Below are 19,351 nucleotides of genomic sequence, written 5' to 3'. Positions count from 1 at the left end.
TATGAGAATGGGAATTATTTGTCCGGCGGCGGAATATCCGCGGCTGTACCAGGCCGCAGCCATCGGCGGAACAGCCGTTATGCACGCGGATAGCCCGGATGCCTTGGCGCGTTCGTTCGGCGCTGCCAAGGCTCCCGAGATCGTCGTTTGGTTGGCGCATAATTGGAACGGAAACGATTGGCGCGTCATCCTTCGGCTGTGCGGAGCATACCCCCGTTTACGGGTTGTATGCCTGACCGACGAGCCGTCTGTCGCCTGGACAACCGCACGCGAAGAGCGCATTATCGTTCTGCCGTCCGCTGCCGACGGGGAGTCGATCCGGCGCACGCTAACTGCGCTAGCGGAGTGTTCTGCTTTACCTGCGGTGGGCTCTGCGCCGGAGGATTCCGCAGAACGGCCGCTCGCGCTGGCGCCAGGACTTGTATTCGATCCGGCGCTCCGCAGCGTGATTAATAACGGCGTCGTGCATCCGCTGCCGGGTAAGGAGCTGGAGATGCTCTGCTTTTTGCTCCGGCGCCGGGGACGGTTCGTAAGCACGGAAGAGCTGCTCCGGGGGCTGTGGGATGAATACACCGGCTCCGACATGCCGCGTCAATACATTTACCGGCTGCGGGGAAAGCTGCGCACCGAAAAGGCGCCGTTCGGCCTGCTGCTGCACGCCCGGGGCCTCGGGTATATGCTGGTGCCCGCTTACGATTCGGCGGCCCTCCAATTGGCCAAAAGGTACGGCGCCCGATCCGGCAAACAAAGCCGAGAAGCACGGAGGAAGGTTCCCTACACTGGAGATAGACGTTCAAACTATCGGGAGGTTGAGCTATGAACGGATGGGTGACCGCCGAGCGGAGGCATTTTTATGACGAGCACGGCTATGTTGTGATACCAGGGATGTTGAGCGGGCCGGAAGTGGCGGAAATTAACCGCGAATATATGAAGCTGTGGCTCGATTTGGTCAGGGAAGGCGTTATCGTACAGGACAATCGGCGCTCGCTGGAAAGTGTGTTTCCACGTCTGCGCGATTACCATCAGACGAGACCGGCCATCGCGGCGCTGTTGCTGAGCGGCAAGATGTTCGATGTGGCCGCAGGACTGCTGGGCGAAGAGGCGCTGGCCATCTCTACCAGCTATTATTTTAAAGGTCCCGGTACGCGGGGACTTCCTATGCATCAGGACAACTACAGTGTCGGAGCGGCCCCGACGACCACCTGCTCGCTGTGGCTGTCGCTCAGTGTCAGCGACGAAGATAACGGCGGGGTTTACGTGGTGCCCGGCTCCCATAAGCTGGGACTTTTGTCGCCGGAGCCGGTTCAAGAGAGCCGCACAGAATACGGCGAGAAGCTGGGGCTTCCCGAAGGTTATGAAGTGATGCCGCTGCGGACGCAGCCGGGCGATCTGGTCGCGTTCCACGGCAACCTGCTTCACGGGTCCGAAGCCAATTTATCCGGCCGCACGTTCCGCTATGCCAACGTGACCCATTTTATGGGAGTGAGCGCAGAGCGGGTAGCTTTAAATTACAATTATTTGCTGGATCGAAGCGGCGCACGCGTCCGCAGACGGCTGAACGCCGCGCCGAAGCTCAAAAACGATACGTTGAAGAAGGACGAATGGAGCGGCGTAGGAGGAAATCGGCCGTGGCGATAAACGGATGGGAAGGGCTGCTCGCGCGCGGGGAGGTGAGGCCGTGATTTACGGCGTCGGTATTGATTTGCAGAGCGTACCGCAGATGGGCGAAGCCATCGAGCGGCAAGGCGAACGGTTTTTGCGCAAAATTTTTACTCCGGGCGAGATCGCCTATTGCTCGAAGCATGGCGGGGCGGCCCGGCATTACGCGGTTCGCTGGGCGGCGAAGGAAGCGTTCTACAAGGCGGTCGGGGACGTGCTCCCGCGAAAATACGGCTTCTTGGACGTCGAAGTCCGAAATCTGTCCTCCGGCCGTCCCGTGCTTGAGCTGCATGGTTCAACCGGCGAAGCGGCGGCGCATTACGGCTTGTCGTTCCGCATCAGCCTCTCGCATTCGGGGGATTATGCGCTTGCGCAGGTCATTGCGATCCAGGAGGGGGGGAAAGCTTTCCCGGGCCTCGAACCGATGCGGGAGCATGCGGCCGGGGAGGCGATCCGTTTATGCTGACCGCCAAACGGCTGCCGGTCGTGCCGAATCCGGGCTTCGAGACCGAGTGCTACCATAATTTGCGCCTCAGCATCGTCATGACAGAGCCTCGGCTGATGCCTTGGTGCCTCAGCCATTTCGTCAATTTGATCGTGCAGTCCAAAAGCGCGGGACAATTTCCGCTGGTCCGCTTCGAAGAGCATCTGGAGCTGTACGGGGGACTTCTGACGGAAGAACCTCTTGCGGTCAAGCCAGGCGGATACGTGTCCGCCATTCGCGAGGCGATCGACGAGGGAAGCTATGTGCTGGTTTACTTGGACTGGAAGCGCATTCCGCAGTCCCATTTTTTCGCCGTACGGGAGATGGTGCACGACGCGCTGGTCTACGGCTATGACGACGAATCCGGGACGCTGGACATCCTTGCCTTTGAAACGAACGGCCGGGCCTACGGCTCGGTCTGTCTGCCTTACGAGACGTGCGAGGCGGAGCTGGCGCACGTGGCGGAGCGTCATGCCGATACGCATATCTGGTTTGCATACTACGGCTTTCCGCTCACTGCTGTCCGGCTTCACCGGAGCCCTTCGCTGCCGTCCGGTTTCGATTACCGCAGCCTGTATTTTGCGCTGGAGCGGGGGCGCGTTCGTGCGCCGGGCTTGTCTCAGGATGCGTTTTCCAGCGGTTATTTCGTGTACGACTATATGGCGGGCTTATTCCATCAAATGGCCGGGGGCGACGTTTCGCTCGACCCGCGCGAGTTCGGCTTCTGGAACATTAATGTGCACAAGATGATGCAGCGGCACAAATGGATGCTCAAGCGCATCGATGCGTTGGAATGCACGGCCGGTTCCCCTTTGCTCGACAAAAGCAAGCGGCTCTACGAGAATGCGAAGCAGCGGCTGATGAGCATCCGCGCGGATTCTCTGAAGGCGCAGAAAACCGGAGACGCGCATCTGCTGGCGCGCATCGCCGATCATTTCCAAGCGATGTACGAGCAGGAGAAGAGGGCCGTGCCTTTGCTGATGGAATATTTGGTCCGCTTGAAATTTGAACGGAAAGGAGAGGGAAGCTTGTGAACGATACGTCCTTGCAATCGAAAATCATTGCCTGCATCCAAGACATTCTGCCTTCGCATGTGACGGTGGACGAGCAAAGCGAGCTGCTGAAGCTGGGGATCAACTCGCTGACGTTCATCCGGCTCGTCGCGTCCATCGAAGACAGCTTCGAGATCGAATTTGCCGACGAATCCATTTTGCTGGAAAACTTCAGCTCGGTCGGAAAAATCAGCGACCTGGTGTGGGACTATTTGCAGAAGACCGTATGACGCGGCAAGCTTTCAGGCAATCGGGCGGACCTCCTTTACAGGATGGTCCGTGAGCTTGTTTAGAAAGTGGATTTTTATAAAAATAGAGAAACAAACGAAGGTGGGGTATCTACTGTAGGAGCGATAGCGATCGCCTTTGTCTGCGGGAAATATCCGCTGCTAAAAAGTAGATACCCACCCCCTCGTACACCTCTATTACCTCAATTAACCACTTTCTCAACACTCTGACGGACCTCCTTTACAGGATGGTCCGTTTTTTCTATCCCCCGCCGGAGCCAACAAAACACGAAAAACCAGCAGGTCAAAAGCTGAGTGATATTTCCCCAATCATGCGATGATAAGGATGTCCCCGGGAGACAACAAACCAATCCAACCAACGGAGGTATCGCAATGAAAACCATCACAAAGAAAATCGGCATGACGCTCGAAAACTCCAACAGCAAAACGTACCTGGAACTGCTCGACGGCCGCAGCGAAGAATTGCACTTCAAACAAGCCGCTCCGACTCACTTCACGGTGAGCGATTCCGAATTCAGCTTGAAAACGGGCGTAACCGTTGATCTGGAAATCATGAACGTCGATCTCGTAGCCACTTCCAGCGTCATCTGGCCGGGCGCTACCATCCGCGTACGCGGCGGTCTGCAAGGACAAGGCAGAACGATGAAAGCCAGCGCTTCCATTCCGTTCAACAAAAAAATGGCGGACGGCGTACAAGGCGAATCCTGGTTGTACTGGGTGATCGAAACGCCTCAAGGCGAGTTCCACAACAAAAAACCGATCCATATGAAAGGCACATTGAAAGGTCTTCCTCCGAAGGACGCCACGTTCTATTCGGACAGCGTAATTCCGTTGTTCGACGCGGAAGACAACCAAGTAGGCACCATCTACGGCTGCTTGCAATCCAACTAATCGTTATCCAGCGAGAGGGCCATCCTGTATGGCCCTTTCGTTTTCAAGCGAACGGACATGCGAAAGCTTTAGCATCCGCGGACCCGATTGGGCAAGGGAGAGGACTATGTACGATTTTATTATCGTGGGAGCCAGGTGCGCCGGGGCGGCCACCGCTTTTTTTCTCGGACAAAAAGGTTACCGGACGCTGTTGATCGATCGTTATGCGGTGCCGGGACCGACTTTGTCAACGCACATCTTGGGCGAGACGGGGATCTACGAAAGGCTTGGCATTGCGCGAAAAATGGAAACCAGCGGCATTCCCGCCCTGACGAGGATGCGCATCGATCTGGAGGGACGTTTGTTCGAGTCGGATATTTGCGTCACTCCGAGGGCGCTGGGCGTAAGGAGGGAACTGTTGGACCGATGGCTTCTGGATGCGGCTTGCGGGCTGCCGGAGGTGCACGCCAAACTATCGACGCAGGTCATCGATCTGCTCGAAGGGGAGGACGGCGTATGCGGCGTCCGCTGCAAATTGCCCGACGGTTCCGTGGAGACCTACAAGGCGCGGGCTGTGATCGGCGCGGACGGCAGACATTCGTCGGTGGCCCGACGGGTCGGAGCCGAAACGGCGATGGCTTCGGACGAGCGCCATTTGGGCGTGTACTATGCGTACGTACTGCATGCGGACCCGCTGCCTATTCCGGCTGTGGAGTGGTATTGGAGCGAGACGGACATTGTGCTATGCAATCCGATTGACGGGGGACGGCACTGCATCGCGGTCATGCTGCCGCAGGAGACGTTCCGCTCTTGGTCGGGCGATCCCGCTTCCAAGTTCGTCGAGCGGCTGAGCCGCATCCGCACACTGGGCCCCCGTCTCCGGTACGCGCGGCTGCAGGGCAGCGTTCGCGGAGTGGACACGCTTCGCAGCTACGTGCGAAAACCGTACGGCCCCGGGTGGGTACTGGTCGGCGACGCCGGCGCGCACCTGCATCCCGTGTCCGGCGTCGGCATCGACAATGCGGTATGCTCCGCCGAGATGCTGGCCGAGGAGCTTGATGCGTATATGCGCGGAGAACGGACTTGGACCGAGGCGATGAGCGCTTACGCGCAGCGGCGGGACGAACGGATCGTACCGCAGTACGAAGCTTGCCTGAAAACGCTGGCGCGCGCAGGACAGCCTATTCCCGAGGCGCACTGGTCTACGTTGGACGTGCTGTGCACCTTCCCCGGACTCGTCAAAGAGCTGGGCGGTCGGGCAGAACGAATCTATACCTTATTAACGGAGGAGAACGAGCCATGATCCCATGTCCGCTGGACCGGACCGTCAATATTACGTATTTGGAAGCTCCGCTTGAGCGAGTGTGGTGGTCGGTAGCGACCGCGCCCGGCTCCAGCTCGTATTTGACGTATTATGCTCGAACGACGGGGGCCGAGGACGAACCGAAAATCGGCGACCGATACACGCTCAATTACGGCGATATTAACAACGAATCGGTCGTGATCCGGTGCGAGCCGCCACATCATATCGCTTTTGCCGACACGTACGATTCCATGGACCCCGACGGCCGCACGGTCCGATATCTAGTTAGCACGGCGTATACCCTGGAGCAGCAGGAGGCTTTTGTCAAGCTGACCCTGGAGGTGACCGGATTCGAGCCGACGACGCACGGCCAGTGGTTCCGGGAATGTCTGGAAATGGGATGGCGCCGGTCGTTGATGAATTTGAAGTCGGTGCTTGAGCTTGGGCTCGATTTGCGCATCGAAATGTTCAGCTATCCGCGTCTCGGCGTCGCCAACTGTACGGTGAACGAAGAGCAGAGCCCGATGGTGTGCGTTCCGGTCCGGGAAGGGAACTACTTGCTGCAGGTATTTCCGAACAGCCCCGTCGACCGGGCGGGCATGCAGGCCGGCGATGTTATCGTCGAGATCGGAGGAATGCCGACACCCGACTATCCGGCGTTCGTTCGCGCCATTTCGTCGTTCTACGGAAAGACCGCGGAGCCGGTAGTGGTATATGTGCGGGATGGGGTCCGGTGCGAAACGACGGTGCGGCTGTCGCTGGACGAAACGTTCACGGGCCTGATCGATATCGAGGAAACCCCGCTCGAAGAAGTGAGAAAGAAACGTGAGCTGCTTGCGAGGCAGCGGTCCGGATCCGGCAGCTTGTGGAAAACGGACGAAGCCGTCCGTTCCGAATCCGTGCCGGATTCGAAATGACGGCTCGTTGCCCTGGACGCCGCTTCGTTCTGCAAGGGCGAAAACGGCGCAGGGGCTGCTGCGTTCGACGGCTTTTGTATCAGGAGGAGCGCTTTCCGTCGGCCACTTGTCGCACCGACTCTTCCGTCGGGTCCACAAGTCCCGTCAGCAGCTTGTCGTACGACAGCACAGCTTCCGTGTGTAGTCTGCATCCTTCGCGGTAGTACGTCACGCCGACTGGCCCGTTCGTCCCGGCGCACAGGCCGAGCGACCGGATGAACTCGGCATAGGTCGGAACGTCGCGGCCGCCGAAGGACACGACAATGTCTCCGGGGCGCAGCCCCGCCCGGGCGGCAGGGCCTTCGGGAAACACCTCCATCAAATAATTCCCTTGAACGCGGTCCGGGTCCAGCCCTTTCGCCCGAAGCTGAGCCGGGGTAGCGGTATAATTGCAGACGCCGAACCGGGGATAGCCGAATACGTCGTATCTCAAGTCCAGACCGAGCTCCAGCACGAGCTTTAAATTAAACAGCGACTGCTTCCATCCGAATTCTCCGCATTCGCGGACCCACCGGTGCAGCTCGCTGTTTTCGTCGTAGCCGTCCACCTCGACGCTCACCCGCGTCATATGCTCCTCTTCCTCCAACCGGAACGTCGTGACCAATTCGTATTCGACGTAGGAATCGTCCGCCAGAAGGGAACGAAAGCGGTCCTTGAGCCGGAACAAGCGCGGCCGATCGCTGGCCAGGCAGACGGCGTCGTTAATCATGTCGCCGATCACGATCCGGATTTCGTCCCCTTCCGAGATATGTTCGTTCGGCGCGTGTACCTCGTCGGTTAAATACGTCTTCATGCCTCTGGCGGTCGCCAGACCTTCCCAGATCCGCTCTGGCGCAGCTTCGATGTGCATCGTGCTAAGCGAGGCGGTGCGGTGATTTGCGCGCATATGCTCAACTCCTTTTTTTCTTCATTATGTAAAATGCGCCTCGGCCGCACTCGGCTTCCGCCGAGCTTTACGCAGGATGGCGGCGCATCGGAAGCCGAGTGCGCGGCGAACCGGGCGGCTATAATTCAGAATGAAACCAACAACACATTCCGGGTGAAGAAGAAAGCAGGTGGAATGAAAACCGTGACCGTAGAACAACGAATGATCCGGTTGCTCAGCAGCGAAGGCTGCGGCGTTCTCCCGCAAAGCGAGATCGGACGGGACAGCAAGCTGTTCGACCTTGGATTCGATTCGCTTCGTTATATGGAGCTGATCGTGCTGCTCGAAGAAGAATTGGGCATCGAGGTGCCTGACGGCATGCTGGAAATCGATTCGAATACGACCGTTTCCGAGCTGGTGCGCGTGGTGAGCCGACGTGAGCCATAACCCCGATGCGGGCCGTAGCCGGAGTCCGGACGAGATAGCGGCGCTCCTGCCGCACCAATATCCGTTCCGGTTCGTGGACGAGGTGACCCGCTACGAACCGGGGCAGCGGCTGGAGGCCCGCTTCAGGCCGGAACCGCTCCGCTCCCTGTACGGCTATACGCGGACTGTTCCGTCCACGGTCATGATCGAAGGGCTGGCCCAAGCTGCCGTGCTGTTCGTTCAGCTGGAGACAAAGCCGTTGGCGCCCGGCGAAATTCCGCTGCTCGGCAAGGCCGAGGCGTCCGTTCGAAGAGAAGCAAGCTGGCGGGAGCCGCTCCTTTACGACATTCGGCCGATCCGCATGACCTGCTCGCAGGCGATCTTGTCCGGGACGATGTCCGGGGCGGACGGCGGCGTTCTGGCGACAGCTACGCTGTGCGTCGCGGTGGCGGAGGGGGCCGGAGACGAAAGGAGTGGACCATGAGAGCGGAGGACGTACTTCCGTACCGTAAACCATGGGTATTGATTGACACGATCGTGCAATGCTCGGAGGCAGACGGAGTCGTTGCCCGCAAGCATGTATCGAGCAGCGACTTTTACGTGCTCGGCCATTTTCCGGGCTACAGCATTTATCCGGGCATGCTGCTGCTGGAAGGGATCGTACAGGCGTCCGGGCTGCTGATGGAGCGGGGAATTGCCGAAGGCGGAGGGAGGAGAGACATGAAAGCGCGCTTTTTGCAGCCGGTGCGGCCCGGCGACACGGTAACGTACGCCGTAAAACGAATTCGGGAGGACCGCCGGTCGGTGGTGTTTGCCGCAGAAGGCACGGTAGACGGCCGGAAAGTCGTCCGCGCGTTCGTGGAATTCGGGAAAGGAGGCGAAGCGGATTGAACGGCGAGCAGTTTGTCGAGCTGCGGGACGGTGACCGGCGGATGGCGGGCATTCTTCATCTGCCGACCCGTGGGACTCCCCCTTTTCCCGTCGTCATTTATTGTCCCGGCAAAAACGGCGAGCGCTATGAGGTGCACCGGCTCGCAGTCAAATTGGCAAGGCGGCTTGCGGACGAAGGCGTGGCGATGCTGCGTTTCGACTATTGCGGCCTCGGGCTCAGCGACGGGCACTACTACGACATGACGACCTCCTCGAAAGTATCGAACGTGCTGAAAGCGTGGGACGAGGTGAGGCGCAGGCCGGAGCTGGATTCCGGAAGAACGGCTTATCTGGGCTTTAGCGACGGGGCGCGGATCGCCCTTATGGCCGCCGAGCGGTCGGGTGTAGACCGGGTGGTGCTATGGAGTCCACTGTTTTACGAATTCGGCGGCGCGCATCCAAGCGGCAAACGCCCCCGGTTTACACGGCATGCGCTTAACAAGGAGAAGCTGGTCATGCCTTGGGCCGGCCTATGGATTTCAATGGAGTTTTACCGCGATTTACAGGAGCTTGACAAGGAAGCGGTGCTGCGCGCCTACGAGGGCAGGTCGCTCCTTGTTTATGGAGACGACGATCCGCTTATCCACGAGGAATTCGAGAAGGTGCGGACCGATTCCTATGCGATTTACCGGGGAGACGCCGGGCATGAGGTATGCGCGGTTCAAGGAGCCGGACATCTGTTTACGTCCAGACTGTTCGAAGAGCGGATTATGGACGTGACGGGGCAATGGCTCAAGCGGGAGCTGCGGGCGTCGGAGACGGGCGAAGGAGGGATACGCGATGTGGAGACAAGTCCGGTTTGGCCGCAGCCGTGACATCGTCGGCTTGGTGGAGGAGCCGGCAGCGCAGGAACGCCGGACGCTGATCGTCACGCTGCCCGGACTTGGTCAGGCGATGAGCGAGAAAAATTATTTCTTTTCCAATCTGCGCAAAAGATTGGCCGCTTCCGGCGCATGGGTCGTGCAGTTTGATTATCGCGGTCATGGGGATAGCGCCGGGGAACTCGGACAAACGACCGTTTCGTCCATGGTCCGCGACACGCTCGAAGTGGTGGAGGAGGCAACCGCAGGGCAGCGGCCGGATACGATCTTCTTCGTCGGCAACGCGCTTGGGGCTATGGTTGCGCTGCGGTCCGCGCTCGCTTGGGAGGAGCGCTCCGGCATAACGTGCCGGCCGGTGCTTCTGTCGCCGCCCGCGCTGCCTCTTCCGCGTTCCGGAGAGCTGCTGGACGCGGGCGCACTGAATGCGCTGGCGCGGGAGGGTAGCGTGGACTCGCAACTGCTGGTACCGGGCTACGATTATTATACGCTGAGCGATTTCGACATGGATCAAGTCGGATATCTCGCCTCGCTCGGCGCGCATCTGCTGTACCTGCACGGTCAATGCATCGGCCGGGCGATGCTGGACGAGCTGGATGCGCTGAGCGAGGAAGATTTGCCGGGAGCCGGTCGTCCCGGTATCGCCGTCGTCTGCGGGGGACACGATACCGAAGCGCTTGCGCAATGGAAGGCGGTTCCCGGAGCGGAGGTTCACCTGCTGGACGGAGTCGTTTATTACTTCCAGCATCCCGCTGCGATGGATCAGGCGATTGAGATCATCGCCGGCATTGTCCTACGCGGGCAGGGGGAATGCTCGCATTCCTGCACGGCTTGCCCGTGCGGGCGCGGCCGGATTAACCGGGCCGGATCAAACGGACCGGATTAAATGGAACTGAGGTGAACTTATGAGCGAGCCGCTTACGCTAGCCGGGTATATTCGGCAGCGGCCCAAAGTCGATTGGCGGCTTCCAGATGAATTTGGCCTGTGCGAACGCAATCTGGACTGCCGTCAATTGTGCATTTTGGAAATTATGAAGTGGCAGGGAGAGCGCAATCCAATCCCCGCCTTCTTGAATGCGTTCGATTGCCGGACCGATGGCCTCTTGCTGAGGCGCAGCGAGCCGGTGCTGCAAAACGGCTGGTCTGCGATCCGCTTCCCGTCCCTCTCGACCGATCAACTGCGGCATTTGGTCCGTTCCGTCTATGACGCGGAGGGCTACTGTCTGATTTATTACAATGCCTTCGAGGTGCCGTTCTCCGCCTATTACCGCAAGCATGATGTTGTACACTGGGCGCTGCTCATCGAGGATGACGCGACGCATGTGACCGTCATCGACGATACCGGCGATCCGGCTTATTTCGACGGTTATATCGGGCGTATTCCGAGTGATGTGTTCTTTCCCGCTCTTCAGTCCGCCGGGGGAAGCGGTGCTGCCATTGTTCGCCGGAACGATGCCGGAGCGGCCGCATCTATGGAGGTGCAGTTCGCGCGGCTGGCGCGCACTTCGGTGGAGCAGATGCTGCGACAGGGAGGGCTGGACCGTCTGGCCGGCTTCGTCGCTGCGGTCGAAGCGCTGCCGGACGACGAGCTTCGGGCGTCGCTCGATCAGTTGGAATTCGATATCCATTATTTCCGGCGGCTGCGGAAGCTGTGGGAAACGGCGGCTGGCAACGGCGTCATTCCCGAGGTGTGTCTCGATTCCCGGTGGACTGGCCCGCTGACGGAAGCCTGCAACCAGTGGTCGTATGCGATGGGCGTTCTCATGAAATGGAAGCGCCAGCCGGAGAAGTCTTACGGGAGCAGGCTGACAGGGTATTTGCGTCAGGCGCTGGAAGCGGAACGACAGCTGTTCGACGGGCTGGAGCGCTTGCTGGAGGGACGGCCATGACCGATTCGGCAATGCAGCGGCTGGCGCGGCAGACAATGGCCCGCTCCCTTGCCCTCCGGGAAGGGGAAAGCGTCCTCATCGATGTCGTCGGACGCGCGGAAGCCTTGACGGAAGCAATGATTGAAGCGGCCTGCGAAGCGGGAGCGCGGCCGTATTTGAATGTGATGCCTGTACGGCACTTAAAAAGCCTGATCGGCGGGTGTACGGAGGAGCAGTTCCTCCAGTGGGCCGAGATGGACCGGGAGTGGCTTCGTACCATGAATGCGTACGTCGGCATTCGCGCCGACGACAACATTTATGAAATGACCGATGTCCCGGAGGACCGCTATGACCGTTACGTGCGCGCTTACCTGCAGCCCAAGCAAATGGCGATGGCGCGGCTTGGACGGTGGGTGCTGCTGCGCAGTCCGACGGTCGGCATGGCGCAGCTCGCGGGAATGAGTCTGGATGCTTGCACCGGGCTGTATTACCGGGCCTGCGGCTTGAATTACGAGCGGTTCGCCGAGCTGGCGCAGCCGCTTTGCGAACGGCTCAGCCGCACGGACCGGGTCCGCATCGTAGCACCGGGAACCGATCTGGCCTTCTCGATCCGGGGCATGGGACATATGGTTTGCGACGGGCGCTTCAATTTGCCGGACGGGGAACTGTTCACGGCTCCGAGCATCGATTCGGCCGAAGGAATCATCACCTTCAATGTGCCCGCCTCGTACATGGGCATTGTCTATGAAAACGTAAGTCTCCGCTTCCATCGAGGGGTGGTGACCGACGCATCGTGCTCGGTTGCCGAACGGACCGGCCGGCTGCAGGCGGTGCTGAAACTCGACGAAGGGGCATCGCGAATCGGCGAGTTCGGGATCGGATTGAATCCCCACATCGACCGGCCGATGAACAACGTGCTCTTTGACGAGAAAATGCGGGGCAGCCTGCACCTTGCTCTCGGCCAAGCGTACCCGATGGCGGACAACGGCAACGAATCTTCGGTGCATTGGGATTTGGTGCTTTCGCAAACGAAAGCGTCCGGGGGCGGCGCATTGTTTTTCGACGACGAGCTGATCCGCAAGGACGGCCTGTTCCTTCCTCCGGATCTTCAGCCTCTGGATACGTGGCGAGGAGAGTGACCATGGCGCGCATCATTTTTGTCAGCCAGTGGCTGCTCGGTCATCTCGTTCCCGCGCTCGGGCTGGGCGCCGAGCTTCAAAGGCGCGGGCATTCGGTTTGTGTGCTGTCCGCGGCCTCCTTCCGTCCGCTAATCGAGGAGGCGGGGCTTGAATTTCGCGAAATCCGCCATGGCAAGTATCCGCAAAAGTTCGTCACCGAGACGCTGCTTGAAATGCAGGCCGTGCTGGAAGCCGTCGAGTTCGACCTTGTGATTTGCGATTCCGGGCTGTGCGCGCCGGCCTATATCGCCGAAAAACGCGGCGTGCCGTGGGCGAGCTACATGACGGCGGCGTTCTGGCCGGACCGTCTCATGCCGGGCGTGCCGCATGTCAACGCGCGCATGCGGACCATGTTCGAGAAAGCGGCCAATGAAGCGAGGGCTTACATCGGCTTGCCGCCGCTTGCGGATTTCGCGCGCACCCGGGGAGATTTGGCCGGGCTGTCGCCGGACGCGCATTTGATGATGATTTTGGCGGAGCTGAATCCGTTTCCGGACGAAGTTCCACCGTCCTCGGTCTTTATCGGTCCGTGTTCCTACGGCCCTGATCCGGATGCCGGAACGCGTCCGGTAACGGCTCACGGGCACGACGGACCGTGCATAGTCGTCTGCACCACGTCCGCCGACCGGAGCGGCTACCGCGAGACGACCGAAGCGTACGTGGAAGCGGCGCTGCGGGCGTTTTCCGGGCGGCCCGGCCGTCTGCTTGTCTCCGGCCATGCCCCTTATGCCGGAGAGACGCCCCTTGCCGACAACGTGGAATGGGTGACGACCGTGCCGAATCACGACCTGCTGTTTCCGCAGGCCGATCTGATTATTACGCACGGAGGCTGCGGCACCTTGCAAAAAGCGATCCGCTACGGCGTCCCGCTCGTTATCGTTCCGCTCGGCCCGGACCATGTGTGGGCAGCCGCCCGCTGTACGGAGCTCGGAATAGCGGAGACGGTCGAACCGGAACGAATGAGTGTGGATACGCTGGAAAAAGCCGTCTGCCGCTTGTTGGCCGGAGGTCGGGAAAAAGAGAACATCCGCAGGCTGTCCCCCAAAGTGGACGGCCGGGCATCCAACCGGCGGGGCGCGGATACGATTGAATCGCTGCTCGTCAACAAATCCTTGCGATGAGGTGAATGGGAATGCTGCAAATCGATACATTACTTGATATCATTCGAACGATCAGCGGAAAGGAAAAGATCACGCCGGAATCTTCATTCGTGGAGCTGGAGATGGATTCCACGAATTTGGTCGAAGTGCTGATTGAGCTGGAAATGGTCATGAACGTCGATATATTGGACGCGAATCTGAACTTCTACGAAATGGAAAAAGTATCCGACGTCTACGATTACGTAGCGCGTCTGGGACAATAAAGGAAGCGCGCATGGGGAACTCGATGGTTATCGGGGGGACGGCGGTTTACGTCCCGGAGGAACGGCTGACGGTGGAGAGCTTGGCGGACCAAGGACTTCTTTCGCAAAACGAAGCAGCATCGCTGCTTGGCCGGGGTATGGCGTCAGTGCCCTGCGAGAAGGCGCTGCCGTCGCCGGACATGCTGGATTTGACATTGCATGCGCTCCTGAACCGGTTTCGCGTGGACCCGGAGCGCGTCCGGTATGTCGTCATGCCCTATCTGTACTATTCGTTCCCGTACACCAAGGACGTTCTCGGAAGCTTGCGGCGCAAGTACGGCTTCCGGCAAGCGGTATGCTTTTCCTTGCGGGATCAGCTCTGCTCGGGTTACCTGATGGGAATGTACGCTGCGGGCAAGCTGCTGGAGGCTGCGGAAGACGAGGCGGCGGTCGTCCTGCTGACGGTGGAGAAGTGTCTGCTTCCCGGCCAACGCTACGGCGGCGGCGTTCTGATCACGGGCGATGCGTGCGCTGCTTCACTGCTCGGCAAGCGCCTTAGCGGCGACCGTGTGCTTGCCGTCCGCAGCGTCACCGATATCCGCACGCTGCAGCAGGGCAAGCTGAAAAACCGGGCGGATGACGTGCCGAATTATTTTTATTTCGTCAATCTGGCCAAAGTGATTCGCCGGACGCTGGCCGATGCCGGATTGGACTTCGGCGATCTCAAGGTCGCCATTCCGAACAATATTACGCAGGAGACGTGGCGGCAGCTGGCGGTGCTGCTCAAAATTTCGCCGGAGCTGTTCTACACGGAAGGACCGTCGGTGTCGGGGCATTTGAACACGTGCGATTTGCCGGTCAATTATGCCCGGCTCGCGCTGGAGGGGAAGCTCCGTCCCGGCGATTACTACGCGATGATCAGTCTCGGCAATGGGGGGGTGATCGGCTGTGCGGTTTGTCAAAAAGGGAACGATCCGCCTGTCTTGGCCTGCCGTCCATAACCGGTACGGACACGGACGGCCCCTGACTTCGATCGAACATCATCTGTACCGCGAAATAGCTGCAGCCTACGGCTGTGGCGAGCAAGCAGCCCCGCAGACGGATCGTTTTGACCTGCAGGGCGGAAGCGGTCTTACGTTTGCGGGAGGCATCGCGCACCCGGACGAAACCGGCGGCCAATCCGTCTTCTTCGACCGGGAGCCGTGCGAATATGCGCCCGAATTGTTTGCGCGGATTTCTGCCCGGGAGCAGCCGGACTATTTGGTCTGCTGCTACGAATCCTACCCGCTGACGGATAAGATCAATGCCGCCTTGTCCATGCAGAAGGCGCTGCAATTGAACAGCGCTTTGACGTTCTCTATCGCCGACGCCGGGCCACTCGGCTCGATTATGGCGGTCGACTGGGCGGAAGCGGTACGTCGGTGCGTATGGGTCGCTTGCTTGGAGCAGGCGGCCGATCCGCAAGAGCCAGATTTCGCTTCCGCATATATAAGAGCGGATGCCATCGCAGCTTTCCAACTGTCCCCCCATGCTGGGGAGCTGCGGGTGGCCGCCTACGGCATCGCGCAGCGCGACGAGCTTCCCTCTGGCGGCTTGACCGTATCGGAGCTGGCGGAGGACGCCTGCGAGCTGATGGACGATACGCTGCGGACGTGCGGCGTCGATGCGGCCGAGACGACGATTTTGACGCAGGCCGTGGCCCCGGGCTATGTCGACCGATTGCGCCGACGGTACGAGCGCGTCCTTTGCGAGCCGGACAACCGGAACCTGGCGACGGCGGCCCCATATTACGGGCTCGCCTCGTTCCGTGCTTCCGGCGCGACCGGCTTTGCGCTGCTTCACATGGCCGAGCCTGCGAGGGGAGTCGGCTGCATTTTGGTTCAGCGGGTTCCTTCGGCAAGACTTCAGGGCTAGCTGTCTTTATACTGCGGATAAAACGGTTACTCGAAAGGAGGAAACAAGCGATGGAGACATTCCGGACGAAGCTTGCCCGCGCTTGCGGATGGGGGCCGGCCGGCGCAAGCTGGGCATGGCTCGGCAATTTTGAAGTGGAGCGCGATTGGAAGCGGGCTGATGTCCTAGGAATTCCGGGCCTGCCCGGACGCGCTTCGGAAGCGTTGAACAACAGCTTGTCGGAGCTTGCGCTGCTGCTCGCCGCCCCCGAAGACCTGGTGCTGCTGAAGCAGGCGCCGGACCCGGATTTTCTCGCTTATTTGGCAGAGCTGGGTTGGAAGACGCCGTCTTTCGTCACGGCCGGCGGAGAAGAGGAGCTGTCGCTTACACGTTCGCTGCTGGAAAACGCTTCGGCTCTCGAGACGATCCGCGCATGGACGAAGGCCTCGTCCGGCAGGCTAATGCCGCATGGCGTCTCGCCACTGGAGGAAGAGCTGGCGCGGAAGTCTGGACTTCCGCTTGCCGCTCCGCTTTCTGCCGTTGCCCGGCGCGTCAACAGCAAGGTGTACTCGCGCCGGCTCTGCTCGCGCCTGGGCATAAGGCAGACGGAAGGCCGCATTGCACTATCGGTGGACGAACTGGAACGGGTGCTGCGCGAGCTTGAGCCTCTGCTGCTCCGGACGCCCCTCGTGCTCAAGGATGCGATGGGCGTGTCGGGCAAGGGCATCCTGCTGCTGGAGAACGAAGCCCGCTGCCGGCAAGTGCTCCGCATGCTCCGTCAAGCGGCGGACAAGCGGGGCTACGCCCGCGCGGAATTCATTGTCGAACAGTGGATTTCCAAAAGCGCCGATGTAAATTACCAGTTTTTGGTGGGGAAAAACGGACAGACGGAAATGCTCGGCGTGCTGACCGCCCTGGTGCGCGGAGGGGTTCATCAGGGACATCTGCATCCGCATACGCTGCCGCCAGAAGCGGAGCGCGAGCTGGCCGACACGGCAGCGAGCATCGGCCGGGAGCTGGCGTATGACGGGTATTACGGCGTCGTCGGCGTGGACGCGATGGTCGGGTCGGACGGAACGCTCTACCCGTGCGTAGAAATCAACGCGAGATTGAATATGTCCACGTATCACACGCGCGTGCTGAGCGAGCACGTTCCCGAAGGCCGGTATGCGTTGATCCGCGCCGTGCCGTTCACAAGCGTCGCACCGTTTCCGTTCGCCTTCCTGCGCGATGCGCTGGGAGAGGCGCTTTACACGAAACGTCGCGGCCGGGGCATCTTCGTCTGCGCGTTTGCGCCTGCCGGCATGAGCGGGGAGATGGGCGGACCGGGCAGGCTGTACGCGGCGATGATCGGAGATTCCAGGGACGAATGTCTGCACTGGTACGAGCAATGTTGCAAGCGGCTTCAGACGATTGCGGGGGTACAGCTTTCCGGCCAGTCACTTCATTAGAAAGATAAGGGGGAATGGGCTATGTTCGTATCTTCGGAGCGCGGCGATCGGCTCCACGAATGTGCGGAGCGGTTCGGTACGCCGCTGTATGTCTACGATTTCGGCGTGATCCGGGAACGGCTGGATGCGCTCCGCCGTCATCTCCATCCGTCGATATCGCTATTTTACTCGATTAAAGCGAACCCGAACACTACGGTTGTGCGGCATATTTACGAGGCCGGCGCGAATCTGGAGCTGTGCTCGCCGCTGGAGCTGGACATCGCCTTGGCGGCGGGAGCAGATCCGCGCCGTATTCTGTACGTCGGTCCGGGGAAAACCGAAGCCGAGCTCAATCGTCTGCTAACGCTGGGCGTTCGGTACATCGTGGCCGAATCGCTTCAAGAGCTTGAACTGTTGAACCGTCTTGCCGGGCGGAAAGGGATACGGGCCGACGTCGGGGTCCGCTTCAACCCCAAGATGGCGATCCATGGGGCTCGTCTGAAGATGGGCGGGGCCGCCCGCCAGTTCGGCATCGACGAGGAACAGGTTGCCGACGCCGTACGCCTCATCGAATCGTCTCCGTTTTTGCGGTTGGCCGGTCTTCATGCGTATTACGGCACACGGATTTTGAGCGCCGAGACGGTGGCCGCCAATATGGCATACATTCTCGGCTTTGCCGAACGCACGATGGCCGAGCATGCGTTGGAGCTCGATTATATCGGACTTGGCGGTGGCTTCGGCGTGCCATACTACGAAGGCGAAGCTCCGCTGGACCTGCCTGAGCTCAGCCGCAAATCACACGGCCTCCTCGAAATGTTCGCCCGAAAGCATCCCGGTATCCGGCTGCTGATGGAAACGGGAAGGTATGTCGTCGCCGAGTCGGGCACGTATTTGACCCGCGTGCTGTATACGAAGCAGTCGCAGGGCAAATGGTTCGCCGTCACGGACGGCGGTACGAATCACCATGCGGCGGCCGGCGGCTCGGGAAGCTTGATGCGGCGCAACTTTCCGGTCCGGGCCTGGACGCGGGAATCTGGCGAGGCCCGGGAATACGCCATTGCCGGACCGCTCTGTACCCCCGGCGATACGCTTGGCGACCGGGTGACATTGCCGCCTTTGGAACCGGGCGATTTGATCGGCATTTTGGCTTCGGGCGCTTACGGCTTGACGATGAGCCCGGTGCTTTTTCTAAGCCATGCGCTCCCTCGGGAAGTGCTTCTGCTGGACGAAAAGCCGCTTGTCGTGCGGGAGAAGTACGAGTACGCCGTCCCCGCCCTACGTTCTTGAATTGCGGTCACCGCAGGCGCCGTCCTGCATGCTCGGCGGTCTTCTTTCGCGGGAGCGCACGCTGACAAATAAAACCGAAAACGGCGCAAGCTTAGTCGAGTCGGGAGGTGCGCTTCGGCTGTACGATAGAACCATGCACGACAAATGCCGAATTTGATGCAAAGGGAAGGAGTGAACCGGGATGGTAGTTGACATCGTGATTATCGGCGCCGGTCCCGCCGGGGCAAGCGCCGGGATTTTCGCCGGTCGGGCGGGCAAGAAGACGGTGCTGCTGGATAACGACCGAAGCGGCACAAGCAAGGCATGGGTAGGCAATCATTATGCCGTTATGGGGGTGACGGGGTTCGACCTGTACGAAACGGGCAAGCTGCAGGCCCAAAAATGCGGGGCGCAGCTCGTCACCGCCGAGGCCATCGCTATCGAACCGACGGATACGGGGTTTTGTGTCGTGACGGAAGAAGAAGTGTATGAAGCGTCGTACGTGCTGATCGCATCCGGTCCGGGCCGGGAGCTTGCCGAACAGGCCGGCGTCGAGCTGAAATCCGGCGAAGGCCGAAGCTATATTAAGGTGGACGCCGAAGGGAGAACGAACGTCCCCGGTATTTGGGCCGCAGGGTTGTGCACCGGCGTGAGCATGCACGTGGCCGTTACGGCGGGAGACGGCGCTCGCGTGGCGATCCATATGCTTAGCGAAATGAACGGCAAACCGTACGTCGATCACGATATGATGTGCTGAGGAGAT

General features: G+C 60.2%; 23 protein-coding genes. 22 read left to right on the top strand and 1 reads right to left on the bottom strand.

Annotation, left to right across the window (positions count from 1 at the left end; all coding sequences use genetic code 11):
• The first annotated feature begins 1 nt into the window (after position 1).
• From QMG93_RS21500 to QMG93_RS21465, 8 genes are all read left to right on the top strand, one after another.
• Positions 2-820, top strand: coding sequence for a winged helix-turn-helix domain-containing protein (locus QMG93_RS21500; RefSeq protein ID WP_281940054.1), 819 nt, complete (start codon positions 2-4; stop codon positions 818-820).
• Positions 817-1,638 (top strand): phytanoyl-CoA dioxygenase family protein, encoded by an 822-nt coding sequence (locus QMG93_RS21495; protein ID WP_281940051.1) that lies wholly within the window; start codon positions 817-819, stop codon positions 1,636-1,638. Before QMG93_RS21500 ends, QMG93_RS21495 begins: the two co-directional genes overlap by 4 nt.
• Before the next feature lie 40 nt (positions 1,639-1,678).
• On the top strand, positions 1,679-2,125 hold the full coding sequence (gene acpS / locus QMG93_RS21490; RefSeq protein ID WP_281940049.1) for a holo-ACP synthase: 447 nt from the start codon (positions 1,679-1,681) through the stop codon (positions 2,123-2,125).
• Positions 2,119-3,177: a hypothetical protein gene (locus QMG93_RS21485; RefSeq protein WP_281940047.1), complete on the top strand. Its 1,059-nt coding sequence runs from the start codon at positions 2,119-2,121 to the stop codon at positions 3,175-3,177. Before acpS ends, QMG93_RS21485 begins: the two co-directional genes overlap by 7 nt.
• Complete coding sequence (locus QMG93_RS21480; RefSeq protein WP_054977772.1) at positions 3,174-3,425, top strand: acyl carrier protein; 252 nt, start codon at positions 3,174-3,176, stop codon at positions 3,423-3,425. Before QMG93_RS21485 ends, QMG93_RS21480 begins: the two co-directional genes overlap by 4 nt.
• 390 nt (positions 3,426-3,815) lie before the next feature.
• Positions 3,816-4,334: a hypothetical protein gene (locus tag QMG93_RS21475; protein WP_036681398.1), complete on the top strand. Its 519-nt coding sequence runs from the start codon at positions 3,816-3,818 to the stop codon at positions 4,332-4,334.
• A gap of 106 nt (positions 4,335-4,440) precedes the next feature.
• Positions 4,441-5,616 carry an NAD(P)/FAD-dependent oxidoreductase gene (locus QMG93_RS21470; protein ID WP_281940042.1) on the top strand — a complete coding sequence of 392 codons (1,176 nt, stop codon included), beginning with the start codon at positions 4,441-4,443 and terminating at the stop codon, positions 5,614-5,616.
• Positions 5,613-6,533: an SRPBCC domain-containing protein gene (locus tag QMG93_RS21465; protein ID WP_281940040.1), complete on the top strand. Its 921-nt coding sequence runs from the start codon at positions 5,613-5,615 to the stop codon at positions 6,531-6,533. Before QMG93_RS21470 ends, QMG93_RS21465 begins: the two co-directional genes overlap by 4 nt.
• A 79-nt stretch (positions 6,534-6,612) precedes the next feature.
• On the opposite strand, the gene QMG93_RS21460 is transcribed toward QMG93_RS21465, so the two are convergent.
• Complete coding sequence (locus QMG93_RS21460) at positions 6,613-7,458, bottom strand: PDZ domain-containing protein (RefSeq protein ID WP_281940039.1); 846 nt, start codon at positions 7,456-7,458, stop codon at positions 6,613-6,615.
• A 183-nt stretch (positions 7,459-7,641) separates the two neighbouring features.
• On the opposite strand from QMG93_RS21460, the gene QMG93_RS21455 reads away from it, so the two are divergent.
• The 14 genes from QMG93_RS21455 (at position 7,642) to QMG93_RS21390 (ending at position 19,345) form a co-directional block, all read left to right on the top strand.
• The gene (locus tag QMG93_RS21455) at positions 7,642-7,884 is read left to right on the top strand and encodes a phosphopantetheine-binding protein (protein WP_179223637.1); all 243 of its coding nucleotides are present in this window, start codon (positions 7,642-7,644) and stop codon (positions 7,882-7,884) included.
• Positions 7,874-8,347 (top strand): 3-hydroxyacyl-ACP dehydratase FabZ family protein, encoded by a 474-nt coding sequence (locus QMG93_RS21450; RefSeq protein ID WP_281940035.1) that lies wholly within the window; start codon positions 7,874-7,876, stop codon positions 8,345-8,347. The genes QMG93_RS21455 and QMG93_RS21450 overlap by 11 nt, the downstream gene beginning before the upstream one ends.
• Positions 8,344-8,754: a 3-hydroxyacyl-ACP dehydratase FabZ family protein gene (locus tag QMG93_RS21445; RefSeq protein ID WP_281940033.1), complete on the top strand. Its 411-nt coding sequence runs from the start codon at positions 8,344-8,346 to the stop codon at positions 8,752-8,754. Before QMG93_RS21450 ends, QMG93_RS21445 begins: the two co-directional genes overlap by 4 nt.
• Complete coding sequence (locus tag QMG93_RS21440; RefSeq protein ID WP_281940031.1) at positions 8,751-9,608, top strand: alpha/beta hydrolase; 858 nt, start codon at positions 8,751-8,753, stop codon at positions 9,606-9,608. The genes QMG93_RS21445 and QMG93_RS21440 overlap by 4 nt, the downstream gene beginning before the upstream one ends.
• Positions 9,574-10,497, top strand: coding sequence for an alpha/beta hydrolase (locus QMG93_RS21435; RefSeq protein ID WP_281940029.1), 924 nt, complete (start codon positions 9,574-9,576; stop codon positions 10,495-10,497). The genes QMG93_RS21440 and QMG93_RS21435 overlap by 35 nt, the downstream gene beginning before the upstream one ends.
• Before the next feature lie 19 nt (positions 10,498-10,516).
• A complete protein-coding gene (locus QMG93_RS21430; protein WP_281940027.1) occupies positions 10,517-11,500 on the top strand; it encodes a hypothetical protein in 984 nt (327 codons plus the stop codon).
• Positions 11,497-12,618, top strand: coding sequence for an aminopeptidase (locus tag QMG93_RS21425; RefSeq protein ID WP_281940025.1), 1,122 nt, complete (start codon positions 11,497-11,499; stop codon positions 12,616-12,618). The genes QMG93_RS21430 and QMG93_RS21425 overlap by 4 nt, the downstream gene beginning before the upstream one ends.
• A gap of 2 nt (positions 12,619-12,620) precedes the next feature.
• The gene (locus QMG93_RS21420) at positions 12,621-13,778 is read left to right on the top strand and encodes a glycosyltransferase (protein ID WP_281940023.1); all 1,158 of its coding nucleotides are present in this window, start codon (positions 12,621-12,623) and stop codon (positions 13,776-13,778) included.
• Between the two features lie 11 nt (positions 13,779-13,789).
• Entirely contained in the window at positions 13,790-14,020 is a 231-nt protein-coding gene (locus tag QMG93_RS21415) for a phosphopantetheine-binding protein (protein ID WP_281940021.1), read from the top strand.
• Between the two features lie 11 nt (positions 14,021-14,031).
• On the top strand, positions 14,032-15,000 hold the full coding sequence (locus tag QMG93_RS21410) for a 3-oxoacyl-[acyl-carrier-protein] synthase III C-terminal domain-containing protein (protein ID WP_281940019.1): 969 nt from the start codon (positions 14,032-14,034) through the stop codon (positions 14,998-15,000).
• The gene (locus tag QMG93_RS21405; protein ID WP_281940017.1) at positions 14,948-15,913 is read left to right on the top strand and encodes a hypothetical protein; all 966 of its coding nucleotides are present in this window, start codon (positions 14,948-14,950) and stop codon (positions 15,911-15,913) included. Before QMG93_RS21410 ends, QMG93_RS21405 begins: the two co-directional genes overlap by 53 nt.
• Before the next feature lie 50 nt (positions 15,914-15,963).
• Positions 15,964-17,343: an ATP-grasp domain-containing protein gene (locus tag QMG93_RS21400; protein WP_281940014.1), complete on the top strand. Its 1,380-nt coding sequence runs from the start codon at positions 15,964-15,966 to the stop codon at positions 17,341-17,343.
• 21 nt (positions 17,344-17,364) lie between these two features.
• Complete coding sequence (locus QMG93_RS21395; RefSeq protein ID WP_281940012.1) at positions 17,365-18,609, top strand: type III PLP-dependent enzyme; 1,245 nt, start codon at positions 17,365-17,367, stop codon at positions 18,607-18,609.
• A 181-nt stretch (positions 18,610-18,790) separates the two neighbouring features.
• Entirely contained in the window at positions 18,791-19,345 is a 555-nt protein-coding gene (locus QMG93_RS21390) for an FAD-dependent oxidoreductase (RefSeq protein ID WP_281940009.1), read from the top strand.
• Positions 19,346-19,351: the final 6 nt, after the last annotated feature.

Source organism: Paenibacillus tyrphae, from assembly GCF_027925525.1.
Classification (GTDB): domain Bacteria; phylum Bacillota; class Bacilli; order Paenibacillales; family NBRC-103111; genus Paenibacillus_G; species Paenibacillus_G tyrfis_B.
This window is presented reverse-complemented; position numbering and strand designations above follow the sequence as displayed.

Bases quoted from the DNA above. Each gene is read 5' to 3' on its own strand.
- QMG93_RS21400 (WP_281940014.1), top strand. From the start codon at position 15,964: ATGGAGACATTCCGGACGAAGCTTGCCCGCGCTTGCGGATGGGGGCCG.
- QMG93_RS21390 (WP_281940009.1), top strand. From the start codon at position 18,791: ATGGTAGTTGACATCGTGATTATCGGCGCCGGTCCCGCCGGGGCAAGC.
- QMG93_RS21420 (WP_281940023.1), top strand. From the start codon at position 12,621: ATGGCGCGCATCATTTTTGTCAGCCAGTGGCTGCTCGGTCATCTCGTT.
- QMG93_RS21500 (WP_281940054.1), top strand. From the start codon at position 2: ATGAGAATGGGAATTATTTGTCCGGCGGCGGAATATCCGCGGCTGTAC.
- QMG93_RS21435 (WP_281940029.1), top strand. From the start codon at position 9,574: ATGTGGAGACAAGTCCGGTTTGGCCGCAGCCGTGACATCGTCGGCTTG.
- QMG93_RS21485 (WP_281940047.1), top strand. From the start codon at position 2,119: ATGCTGACCGCCAAACGGCTGCCGGTCGTGCCGAATCCGGGCTTCGAG.
- QMG93_RS21430 (WP_281940027.1), top strand. From the start codon at position 10,517: ATGAGCGAGCCGCTTACGCTAGCCGGGTATATTCGGCAGCGGCCCAAA.
- QMG93_RS21495 (WP_281940051.1), top strand. From the start codon at position 817: ATGAACGGATGGGTGACCGCCGAGCGGAGGCATTTTTATGACGAGCAC.
- QMG93_RS21460 (WP_281940039.1), bottom strand. From the start codon at position 7,458: ATGCGCGCAAATCACCGCACCGCCTCGCTTAGCACGATGCACATCGAA.
- QMG93_RS21445 (WP_281940033.1), top strand. From the start codon at position 8,344: ATGAGAGCGGAGGACGTACTTCCGTACCGTAAACCATGGGTATTGATT.
- QMG93_RS21395 (WP_281940012.1), top strand. From the start codon at position 17,365: ATGTTCGTATCTTCGGAGCGCGGCGATCGGCTCCACGAATGTGCGGAG.
- QMG93_RS21470 (WP_281940042.1), top strand. From the start codon at position 4,441: ATGTACGATTTTATTATCGTGGGAGCCAGGTGCGCCGGGGCGGCCACC.
- QMG93_RS21475 (WP_036681398.1), top strand. From the start codon at position 3,816: ATGAAAACCATCACAAAGAAAATCGGCATGACGCTCGAAAACTCCAAC.
- QMG93_RS21410 (WP_281940019.1), top strand. From the start codon at position 14,032: ATGGGGAACTCGATGGTTATCGGGGGGACGGCGGTTTACGTCCCGGAG.
- QMG93_RS21415 (WP_281940021.1), top strand. From the start codon at position 13,790: ATGCTGCAAATCGATACATTACTTGATATCATTCGAACGATCAGCGGA.
- QMG93_RS21465 (WP_281940040.1), top strand. From the start codon at position 5,613: ATGATCCCATGTCCGCTGGACCGGACCGTCAATATTACGTATTTGGAA.
- QMG93_RS21425 (WP_281940025.1), top strand. From the start codon at position 11,497: ATGACCGATTCGGCAATGCAGCGGCTGGCGCGGCAGACAATGGCCCGC.